The organism is Streptomyces lycii (assembly GCF_009735685.1).
Lineage (GTDB): Bacteria > Actinomycetota > Actinomycetes > Streptomycetales > Streptomycetaceae > Streptomyces > Streptomyces lycii.
Window position 1 is genome coordinate 43,325 of sequence record NZ_WHPN01000271.1, and the last position, 10,203, is coordinate 53,527.

At 72.9% G+C, this 10,203-nt stretch carries 8 protein-coding genes; 5 read left to right on the plus strand and 3 right to left on the minus strand.

What is annotated here, in order from left to right:
* Window positions 1-101: 101 nt before the first annotated feature.
* Together GCU69_RS13635 and GCU69_RS13640 are read right to left on the minus strand one after the other, a co-directional pair.
* On the minus strand, window positions 102-464 hold the full coding sequence (locus GCU69_RS13635; protein WP_170315845.1) for a DUF6223 family protein: 363 nt from the start codon (window positions 462-464) through the stop codon (window positions 102-104).
* Between the two features lie 831 nt (window positions 465-1,295).
* Window positions 1,296-2,261 carry a glycoside hydrolase family 6 protein gene (locus GCU69_RS13640; RefSeq protein WP_098753182.1) on the minus strand — a complete coding sequence of 322 codons (966 nt, stop codon included), beginning with the start codon at window positions 2,259-2,261 and terminating at the stop codon, window positions 1,296-1,298.
* A 412-nt stretch (window positions 2,262-2,673) separates the two neighbouring features.
* Here GCU69_RS13640 and GCU69_RS13645 point away from each other — a divergent pair, with 412 nt between their 5' ends.
* The 5 genes from GCU69_RS13645 (at window position 2,674) to GCU69_RS13665 (ending at window position 7,733) form a co-directional block, all read left to right on the plus strand.
* Window positions 2,674-3,687: a LacI family DNA-binding transcriptional regulator gene (locus tag GCU69_RS13645; RefSeq protein WP_098753183.1), complete on the plus strand. Its 1,014-nt coding sequence runs from the start codon at window positions 2,674-2,676 to the stop codon at window positions 3,685-3,687.
* A gap of 158 nt (window positions 3,688-3,845) precedes the next feature.
* On the plus strand, window positions 3,846-4,427 hold the full coding sequence (locus GCU69_RS13650; RefSeq protein WP_156206204.1) for a sugar O-acetyltransferase: 582 nt from the start codon (window positions 3,846-3,848) through the stop codon (window positions 4,425-4,427).
* A gap of 11 nt (window positions 4,428-4,438) precedes the next feature.
* The gene (locus GCU69_RS13655) at window positions 4,439-4,984 is read left to right on the plus strand and encodes a TetR/AcrR family transcriptional regulator (RefSeq protein WP_098753185.1); all 546 of its coding nucleotides are present in this window, start codon (window positions 4,439-4,441) and stop codon (window positions 4,982-4,984) included.
* Window positions 4,985-5,316: 332 nt separating this feature from the next.
* Window positions 5,317-6,303, plus strand: coding sequence for a phosphotransferase family protein (locus GCU69_RS13660; protein WP_156206205.1), 987 nt, complete (start codon window positions 5,317-5,319; stop codon window positions 6,301-6,303).
* Window positions 6,300-7,733, plus strand: a complete 1,434-nt coding sequence (locus GCU69_RS13665) for an MATE family efflux transporter (RefSeq protein ID WP_156206206.1) — start codon at window positions 6,300-6,302, stop codon at window positions 7,731-7,733. Before GCU69_RS13660 ends, GCU69_RS13665 begins: the two co-directional genes overlap by 4 nt.
* 24 nt (window positions 7,734-7,757) lie before the next feature.
* On the opposite strand, the gene GCU69_RS13670 is transcribed toward GCU69_RS13665, so the two are convergent.
* Window positions 7,758-9,701 carry a polysaccharide lyase family 7 protein gene (locus GCU69_RS13670; protein ID WP_235978454.1) on the minus strand — a complete coding sequence of 648 codons (1,944 nt, stop codon included), beginning with the start codon at window positions 9,699-9,701 and terminating at the stop codon, window positions 7,758-7,760.
* Window positions 9,702-10,203 lie beyond the last annotated feature (502 nt).

The window sequence follows — 10,203 nt, forward strand, 5'->3', positions numbered from 1 at the left end:
CCGCGCCGCACACGCTCACATGCCACGCCGTGATCAAGCCGGGAGCCCCGGAGAACCTTTACGGGACGGTCCTCAAGCCGGGCCCACCGGATCGGACGAGGTCATTCCGCCGGCCCGCCGGCACGGCGGAAGCGGGTCAGCGTCCGGCGGCCGAGGAGCACACCGCCCAGCCCCAGCGGGACGGCCGCGACGGCGCCGACGAGCCCGTTCCCGGTGCCGGGACCGCCGCTGGAGGTGGCCAGGTGCAGCACCGCGAGGACGGTACCGGCCATCCCCAGCGCGATGGCCGACATCCCGCCGGAGCGCGCACTGCCCGTGCTGATCCGGCCGCCGGCACGGGCCAGGGCCAGTCCGCCGGTGATCAGGCCGAGCAGCCCCGCCGCGAGAGCCAAGTTGGCCCCTGTCCGCCCGTCCCCGATGATCCCGCCCTCGGCGGCCGCCATCAGCGCTGCTGAAGCACTCATACCGCTCTCCTCCTTCTCCGTCGCCGGTCCGACTTCCGATGTGCCTCGAGCATGGGCCCCGGCCCTCCTGCCGGTCGTCCGGCGGGAGCAGGCACTTTCCACTGCCTCCGCTGCGGCATCCCGGTACTCCGGATGCGGCAGGCGGCGCGCGGCTACCGCACTCGCGGTAGCCGGCCGCTCGTCCGAGAGCCGGACTCGCCCGCGTCCGCGTCCGCCCGCGGCGCACCCGTGAGGGGCAAGGCGCCAAGGGTGAGCGGGCCGGGGCGCGGGCCCGGCCGGGGAGCGCGGTCGGGACCGGGTGGTCCGGCCGGCACGTTGCCGCGGCGGCAGCCGGAGCGGGGGAGTGCGGCCGGCCGCCCGCACCTTCTCTCCTCGCCCACCAAGTGGTTCACGCCGATTGCCGTGCGGCTCGCAATCGCCGACGGGCTGCTCTCGCTGGACGATCGAGTGGCTGCGACTGACGGCAGCGCCCCTGCGCCACCTGCTGCGACCGTCGACCGCCACCCCGTACCGCTCCCGCCCGGCCTGCTCGGCGTCACACCCGGTTTCCCCGCACGGGCGGCAGCGCCAGATGCTGACGGCGGTGAACGTACGTCCCGTAGCTCTTGGGGCCGGTGCTCAAGCAGTGCGCCTCCTGAGCGGGCGCGGCGGGTAGGCGTCGGCAACCACGCATTCGGCAGGTGGTTTCCGGGCACGGCGGCACCGGTCGGCACGGGGTGCCGACCGGTGCGTGCGGACGGGGGCCGATCGTCCCGGAAGCGGCGCCCGTGGCCCGGCGGTGAGCAGGTTTCCAACGGGCCACGGGAGCCTGGGGGCCGGAACCGGCCGGCCTCAGTAGCCGTAGATCATCTTGTAGGCCACCTCGGGGAGGAACTGGCCCGCGGAGGAGCCGGCCCCGACTCCGCAGTCTCCGTCGGACTCACCCGGCGCCTTGATCCACAACAGCATCTCGGCGCCCCCGCCCAGCTGGGTGGGCGTGCCGATGCGGCGGCCCGAGGGGTTGCACCACTGGCCGTCGGAACCGTTGCCGTTGCGGCTGGTGTCCACGACGAACGGCTTGGTGTAGCCGTAGCGGGCCCTCAGTTCGTTGTTGACGGCGTTGCCGTAGGCGGTGTTCTCGGCCGTCGTGAAGTAGTTGGAGACGTTCAGCGAGAAGCCGTGGGCCTGCTGGAGGCCGGCCCCGTGCAGCCGCTGGGCCATGGTCGCCGCGTTGGCCCAGCCCGGGTTGCCGGCGTCGAGGTAGACCCAGGTGTTGGGGGCCTGGCGGCTGAACTCGGAGAGGGCGCCGGTGAGCATGGCCTCGCGCTCGTCGATCTGTGCCTGCGTCATGCATCCGTAGTCCCCGAGGGAGTCCGGTTCGAGTATGACGAGGGCCGGGCGGTCGGCGATGCCGCCGGCGAACTCGGCTGTCCAGCTCGCGTAGGCGGACGGCGAGGCGGCTCCGCCCGCGGAGTGCCCGCCGCAGTAGTCGCGGTTGTAGACGTTGTAGGCCACCAGGACGGGCAGCTTGTCCTGGCTGTCCGCGGCGCCCGCGTACGCTCCGGTGGCGGGGCCGATGGCGCCGCTCCAGGAGCCGAACCAGCGGGCCATCGGGGTGTTGGCTATCGCGGAGTCGATCTCGGCCGCCCGGCCGTCGCCGGGGTTGGCGGCGGTCCACTGCTTGGCGCTGGAGTCGGGATCCACGTAGAACCCGCTGGTCATGGTGGTCGGGTCGGCCGCGTGGGCGGGAGGGGCGGCGGCGAACGCGAGCGGCAGGGCGAAGAGCGATGCCGCCAGGGTGCGGAGTCTGCGGCGCATGTCTGTACCTCGGTTTCCTGGCAGGGACGCGCCGCCCGTCCTCGTCCCGAGCGTTCGGCGCGCTGAAGGAAGTGCGGTGGTCCGACGGCCCCGCCCGGCCGCCCGGCGACGGGCGTCCCGGTGGGGACGACTCGCGCAAGGATTCGGCGGAAACTGGAAGCGGTCCCAAGTGGGAGCGCTCCCAACGTCGAACCTTGGTATGTGACCGGTATCGTTGTCCCGCACTGTTTCCGCTGTCAAGAGGCCAGCTATGTGGGCTGGTCATGCGACTGGAGGAGAATGCCGTACAACTGGAAGCGGTCCCAGTTCGGCGGCGGAATCTTCCGGTGTGCCGGCTCCGGTCGGCAGGCGGGTGCGACCGTGCGGGCAAGGACGGGGACGCCGTCCGGCCGACCGGGAGAGGATCGGGTTCATGGCAGAGGATGGACCGCGTCGGCAGCCGACGCTCGACGAGGTGGCCGGGCTCGCGGGTGTGTCCCGTTCCGTGGCCTCGCGGGCCCTGAACAACGCCCCGCACGTCAGCCGGGCCAAACGCGAGGCGGTCGAACGGGCCGTCCGGCAGCTCGGATACGTGCCCAACCCGACCGCCCGGGCGCTGGCCACCCGGCAGACGGGGGCGGCCGCCCTGGTCGTCTCGGGGGAGGACCCTTCGATCTTCGCCGATCCGTTCTTCGCCCAGGTGATCGTCGGGGCGTCCGCCGCCCTGGAGGAGGCCGACCTGCACCTGATGCTGTGTCTGGCCGCCTCGGACCGGGGCCGCAAGCGGGTGGAGGAGCTCTTCCGGTCCAAGGGTGCCGACGGGGTGATGCTGATGGCGCTGCGCGAGGGCGATCCGCTGACCCGGACGGCCGAGGAGGCGGCGATGCCCGTCGTGTTCGGCGGGCGGCCGGTCGGTCCGGCGCCCCGCTGGTACGTGGACGTCGACAACGCCGGGGGTGCGCGCGAGGCGGTCGAGTATCTGGTCTCGCTCGGCCGCACCCGGGTGGCCGCGCTCTGCGGGCGGCTGGACACCGAGGCCGGACGCGCCCGGTACCGCGGCTACCGGGACGCCGTGCTGGCGGCCGGTCTCGACCCGTTCCCGCCGCAGGAGGGGGACTTCACCGAGAGCAGCGGTGCCGCAGCCATGGCCGCGCTGCTCGCGGAACACCCCGACGTGGACGGGGTGTTCGCCGCCAACGACAACATGGGGGTGGGAGCGCTCCGTACGCTGGGAGGCGCCGGCCGGAGGGTCCCCGACGACGTCGCCGTGGTCGGCTTCGACGACCTGGCCCTCGCGCGGACCTCCGATCCGCCGCTCACCACCGTGCACCAGCCCATACAGGCCCTCGGACGGGAGATGGCGCGCATGGTCGCCGCGCTCGTCAACGGGCAGGACCGCACCCCGCTGATCCTGCCCACCCGGCTGGTCGTCCGCGCCAGCGCCTGACGGACGCCGCCGGGCCGCGGCCGCCTCCTCGATCCCGGGCTCGTCCCGTTTCCTCACCGGCCGCCCGGGTCTGCACCGGGAGCGCTCGCCGTCGGGCCGTGCCGGGCCCGCGCGCACCGGAGTGTACGTTCGTACGCTTTCGCTGTACGGTGGCGGCCATGCCGACGGACTACTTCGCGCGGGACGAGCGCACCAACCTGGAACGCATGCGGGCCGGGGACCTCTACATCGCCGACGACCCCGAGATCGCCGAGCGCCAGCAGCGCGCCGTACGCCTGGCCGCCCGCTACCAGGCCGCGTACGCCGAGGACGCGGCCGCCGCCGGGCCCGTGCTGGCCGAGCTGCTGGGCGCGGTCGGCGAGGAGGCGCACGTGCGGCCGCCGCTGTACGTCGACTACGGCAGCAACATCACCATCGGGGCCCGTACCTTCGTGAACTTCAACCTCACCGCGCTGGACGTCGCGGCGATCACCATCGGCGAGGACTGCCAGATCGGCCCGAACGTCCAGCTCCTCACCCCCACCCATCCGCTGGAGCCGCAGCCACGCCGCGACAAACTGGAGGCGGCGCGCCCCATCACCCTCGGCGACAACGTCTGGCTCGGCGGCGGCGTCATCGTCTGCCCGGGGGTGACCATCGGGGACAACAGTGTGATCGGCGCGGGTGCGGTCGTGACCAGGGACGTCCCCGCGAACGTGGTCGCCGTCGGCAATCCCGCCCGGCCGATCCGCACTCTCTAGGGCGCGCCGAGATGGCCACCGGGCACACCGACCCGCGGCGCCGCGACCGCATCCTCGCCGCCACGCTCGACCACATCGCGGAGGAAGGCGTGGCCGGCGTCTCCCACCGCAAGATCGCAGCCCGCGCCGCCGTCCCCCTCGGCTCGATGACGTACCACTTCAGCGGCATGGACGAGCTGCTCCGAGAGGCGTTCACGCGCTTCGCGGACCAGATCGTGGCCGTACTTGACACGCATCTGAGCCGGGCCGGGACCCCCGCCGAGGCGCGGGAGGCCGTCACCGACCTGGTGCACACGCTCTCCGAGGGACCCCGCCGCGACCTGATCCTCACCCAGGAGCTCTACACCCTCGCCGCCCGGCGGCCGGAGTACCAGGAGCTCACCCAGGCGTGGATGGGCCGCAGCAGACAGCTGCTGGAGCGGCATTTCGACCCCGACACCGCGCGCCAGCTCGACGCGCTGATCGAGGGGCTCACGCTGCACCGCGCCCTGGACAACGGCGCACCGCACGGCCGCGCGCTGACCGCCCGGGCGGTCACGCGCATCACCACCGCCTGACGGCGGTCACCGAACCGCCCGTGGGGCGCGGCCCTGACACCGCGTCCCACGGGCATCCGCGCGCCACGGGCCGGTCGGCGCGGTTCGCTGTCCGGCCCGCGATCCCAACTCCCGTCCGGTGAGCGGGCGGAGCCGCACGGCGGGCGTGGCCAGGCGTTGTGCGGGCGGCCCCGGGCGCGAGCGCGTACGAACGTCCACTCCTCCTGGAGAAAATTCGAACACGCGGCGATTATGTCGCGGGCGGCCCCACGCGGGCCGTGGCACCGATCTGGCGCCGGGGCCCCGCACCCCGCGCCAGGCGCGCCGAGACGTCATGGACGAGGGGACCGGGTGTGGAGAGCATCACCAAGAACAGGCAGCCGCCCGAGGTGCTGCGCGCCATGACCGAGCGCGCTTACGGGGCCGGGCGGATCCCGGCCGGGGACGGCTGGGTGAGCGAGCTGGGCCACGGCTGGTTCAACGTCGCCTACCGCATCCGCCTGCGCGACGGTGCCGAGGTCGTCCTGAAGATCGCCCCGCCGCCCGCGGTGGAGGTGATGACCTACGAGCGCGGCGCCATGTCGGTCGAACTGGCCGTGCTGGACCTGCTGCGCACACGGACCACCGTGCCGGTCCCCGCCGTCGACTTCGCCGACCGGAGCCGCGAACTGTGCGACGCGGACTACTTCTTCATGCCGTACATCGACGCCGACAACCTCGCCGTCATCGCCGAGACGCTCCCCACGGCCGAGCGCGCCGCCCTGATGGAGCAGCTCGGCGCCGCCAACCGGGAGATCAACTCGATCCGCGGCCCGCACTTCGGCCCGCTGGCCGGACCCGGCCATGCCGGCTGGCGGCAGGCGTTCACCGCCATGACCGAGGACGTCCTGGCCGACGGCGAGCGCCGCGGCGTCGACATCGGCTGGGACTACCACACCGTGCGCGCGGCCGTGGCCGAACACGCCGGCAGCCTCGACGAGGTCACCGAACCCCGGCTGGTCGAGTGGGACCTGTGGAACGGCAACGTCATGGTCCGCGACGGCAGGATCGTCTGCATCATCGACCACGAACGTGCCTTCTACGGGGACCCGCTGATCGAGGCCGGCTTCGCGGGAACCCAGCTGGCCGCCTTCGGCGATCCGGCGCCCTTCATGCGCGGCTACGGTCACGGCCGGCTGACCGGGACCGAGCAGACACGCCGCCGCCTGTACTGCCTGCACCTGCTGCTGATCATGGTCATCGAGACGGTGTACCGCGGGCACACCGACACCGGGCAGTACGACTGGGCACGCAGCCGTCTCGACGAAGCCATGGCCCTGCTCGGCCGCACCCGCCGGTGACGTCCGCCCCCACGCCCGCCGCCGCGGACCACACCACCCGGCTCGGCACCGACCCGGTGGGCCGGCTGCTGTGGCGCGCCTGCACCCAGACCACCGCCGCGGTCGGCGTGTACGGCATCTACGCCCTGACCAACGCCTGGTTCGTCGGCCGCGGCGTGGGCGACACCGCGATGGCCGCGGTCAACCTGGCCGCCCCGCTGCTGCTGTTGCTCGGCGCGGTGTCCACCACCGTCGGCGCGGGCGGCGCCTCCCTGATCTCCCGTGCCCTGGGCGCCGGAGACCACCGGACCGCCGCCCGTGCGGCGGGCAACTCCTTCGCGCTGTTCTGGGCCTGCGCCACCGCCACCACCGTGCTCGGCCTGGTCTTCCTCGACCCGCTGCTCACCCTGCTCGGCGCCACCGGGGAACTCCGCGCGACCGCCCGCCCCTACGCCGCGGTGCTGTTGTGCGGGGCCCTGGTGTCCACCGGCTTCTCCAGCCTGGTGCGAGCCGAGGGCCGGATGGGCTTCTCCACCCTGCTGTGGCTCGTGCCCGTCGCCGTACAGATCACCCTCGACCCGCTGCTGATCTTCGGCTTCGGCCTGGGAGTACGGGGTGCCGCGCTCGGCACCGTCGGCGGCCAGGCCGTCTCCGCGGCGATGAGCCTCTGGTTCTTCTTCCTGCAGGCCCGCCGTCCCTACCGGGTCGGCCTGCGGGACCTGCTGCCCCACGGTCCGACGCTGCGCGCGCTGCTGGGCGTCGGGCTGCCCTCGTTCCTGGCCGGCACCGGTGTGACACTCCTGGCCGTCCTCGTCAACGCCACGCTCGCGGCCACCGGGTCGGCCACCGCGCTCGCCGCCTACGCCGTCTGCGCCCGTCTGCAGACCTTCGTGATGATGCCGCACACCGGTATCAGCCAGGGACTGCAGCCCATCGTCGGCTACAACACCGGCCGCGGACTGCCCGGCCGCGCCCTCAAAGCCCGCGACTACGCGCTGCTCGCCTCCCTCCTGTACGGACTGCTCACCGCCGCCGCCCTCGCCGCGCTGGCCAGACCCCTGGCCGGGGTGTTCCTGAACGACCCCGGCACCGTCACCGCCGCCGCACAGGCACTGCCGGTCATCGCGGTCGGGCTGACCGTCGCCGGGATCGGCCCGCTGGTGGCGGCCTACGCCCAGTCACTGGGCCGGCCGGCGCCCGCGTACCTGATCTCCATCGGAACGCTGCTCCTGATCAAGGTCCCGCTGATCGCCGTCCTCGGCCGGCTGGGCACCGGAGGCGTCTGGACCGCGCTGGCCACCGGCGAAGTGGCGACCGCGGCCGTCGCGCTGCTGCTGATGCGGCGCCTGCGCGGCGCTGCCGGCGGGCTCGGGGAGCGCGGCCGGCCGAGGCGGTTGCCGGGCCGCCCCGGCCGGGAGCGTCAGCGCGGGCTGCCCGGGGGCGGGCGTTGACGTGGTGTCGGTCCGCCGGGTCCGCTACTCGTAGACCCGCACCCAGTCGACCTCGAAGACCGCGGGCCGGAGGCCGCCGTCGCCGGTGAAGTTGTCGAGTTGGATGTTGAGGTGTCCCGAGGGCATCGACTGGATGTCACCGCGGTCGGAGTCCGCGCCGCCGGAGAGGCGGAACCACTCGGCTCCGTCGACGTAGCCGACCAGTGCCTCCGCGGTCCACTCGAACGCGAAGTTGTGCCACTCGTTCATGTCCACCGGGCAGAGGTCGCGGCGTTCCTTCTTGTCCGAAGGGCTCTCCGGATAGTGCAGGAACGCCGTGAGGCACTGCGCGTCGGGGTCGGAGTACTCGACCCAGTCGTACTCCCCGTTCTCGAGACGGTTGCCCTCGGTGGGCCAGATCAGGTGCAGTGCGTGGTAGAGGCCGCCGCTGGAGCCGGTGTTCTCCGAGCGTGACCGGATCTCCCACCGGCCGTACTGGGCGTCGCGCTTCTGCCGGAGCCATCCCGTGTCGCCGTTGGCCTCGCCGCGCATGGTCAGCATGCCGTCCGCCACGGTGCTGTTCTTCGCGCACCGGCGGCCGTTCCCGGCATGGCCCTCCCAGCACCCTTCCGTGCCGCCGACCTCACCGGAGGGCGTGGCCCACTTCGCGGGGTCGACCGCGCCGGTGTAGTCGAACTCGTCCGAGACCGGCAGCGGCGTACCCCAGCCGTACCGGTCGGCGGCCTGCGTCCGGTCGGCTCCCTGGTCGCCGCCGTGCGTGACGTCGAGCCCGTAGATCTTGACCTCGCCGTAGTTGTCGGCGCTGCACGGGGAGGAGTTCCCGCAGTGCGCCTGGGTGTAGGCGCCGGTCTTGAAGTAGTTGGTGGAGTCGGAGTGGCCGATCGTGGTCTCCAGCTCACCGTTGTAGTAGATCTCGATCTCGCCGTCGCTCACCACGTACTTGATCTCGAAGACCGTGCCGAGTTCGTAGGCGTCGGTGATCAGGTGGTGGTTGGTGGTGTCGTCCTTGGTGATCCAGAGCTTCGAACCCTCCAGCCGCAGCGCGGTGACATCGTCGCCGCCGCCGTGGATCTGGGCGCCGACGACCTCGGGCTTGTCCTCGGGCAGGTGGGTGAAGGCCTCCCGGACCGTCATGGTGTGGGTGCCGGACGTCGAGGACCATTCGATCTCGTCCCCGCCGCCGCTCTCCATCTCCCGCAGCTCCGAGCGCGGATTGCTGGAGCCGCTGGTGGTGACGCCGTTGACGGGCGCACGGAACCGCACGGCGTCCCCGGGCTCGGGAACGAGGAAGAAGGGGTCGTGGGAGTACGTGGCGAGCTGGGGCTGGAAGATCTCGGTGGGGTCCTCGTCGTCACCGATGGGAAGGGTCACCTTCCAGTCGCTCAGATCGAGCACGTCGGACGGGAGCTTGGTCTCACCGCCGCCGTCACCGTCGGCCGGGCCGCCCCAGATCTCGACCTCGGTGAGGCTGTTCCAGTCGCCCTCGCCGTCACCGGTGTAGCCGTGGCCGAGGTAGCGGACCTTCGAGGTCTGAACGGGGTCGAAGCCGAACGACTCCAGGGCCGTCGTCGTACCGCTGGTCTCGCCGTCATGGACGGTGGCCCACGCCGACCCGTTCCAGTACTGGAGCTGGAAGACGTTCTGCCGGGTGGTGCCCTTGTGCACCGCCAGCTCGACGCGGGAGACCGTCATCGTCGCGCCGAGGTCGAACTGCAGCCAGGCGCCGTCCCCTTCGCCGGACCAGCGGGTGCCGTAGTCGCCGTCCACGACGTTCCCGGGCACGTTCCCGTCGTGGGTGCTGGCTGTGACGGCGCCGGCGGCCGGGGTGATCGGGGAATCGGCGCTGTGCGCGGTGGCCGGCGCGAGCAGCATGGCCAGGACGGCCATCACCGGGGCAAGGGCGGCGAATGCCAACGGCCGCCGCCCGCCCCTGCGGGGTAAGAAGCGGGACGCCAGGGTGTGTCTCACAGGTTGCTCCTCCTCATGCGGTTCTGCTGCGGAATCCCGGCTTCACCGGCCGGGTGTCGGGCGGACCGGAGATCGGCGCGGACGGGGCGCACCGGAAGCGAGCGGGCGCGCCGCACGAGCCGTCGGCCCGGTCGGTGTGGTCGGCGCCGGAGCATTCGCACAGCTCGCGCCCGGTCGTTGCTTCCGTTCGTGGTCCGGCTCACTCCGTCCGCGCGGTGGTGCCGCCCGGGGTGTCACGGGCGGGCCGGTCCCGACGACTACAGCAGCCCCGGGATTGTTCATCATGTGCTTCCGTTGCGATGAACAACCCTCTTCTCCGGGCCCTCTTCTCCGGGCCCTCCTCTCCGGGGGAGTGGGCCCACCTCGTCGCCGGGCCCGCGGTGCCCGTCCGGCGGCGGGCCCGCGGTGCCCGTCCGGCGGACTGTCGGGCCGTGGCCGCGGAGCGGAGCGGCCTTGCGCCGCTTGCGGCACGTGCGATGTCCGGGGGCGCGGGCCCGGCCGT

What these genes read in the sequence shown, in the direction of transcription:
- GCU69_RS13635 (WP_170315845.1), bottom strand. Translation starts at nt 464, where the DNA reads ATGAGTGCTTCAGCAGCGCTGATGGCGGCCGCCGAGGGCGGGATCATC.
- GCU69_RS13640 (WP_098753182.1), bottom strand. Translation starts at nt 2,261, where the DNA reads ATGCGCCGCAGACTCCGCACCCTGGCGGCATCGCTCTTCGCCCTGCCG.
- GCU69_RS13645 (WP_098753183.1), top strand. Translation starts at nt 2,674, where the DNA reads ATGGCAGAGGATGGACCGCGTCGGCAGCCGACGCTCGACGAGGTGGCC.
- GCU69_RS13650 (WP_156206204.1), top strand. Translation starts at nt 3,846, where the DNA reads ATGCCGACGGACTACTTCGCGCGGGACGAGCGCACCAACCTGGAACGC.
- GCU69_RS13655 (WP_098753185.1), top strand. Translation starts at nt 4,439, where the DNA reads ATGGCCACCGGGCACACCGACCCGCGGCGCCGCGACCGCATCCTCGCC.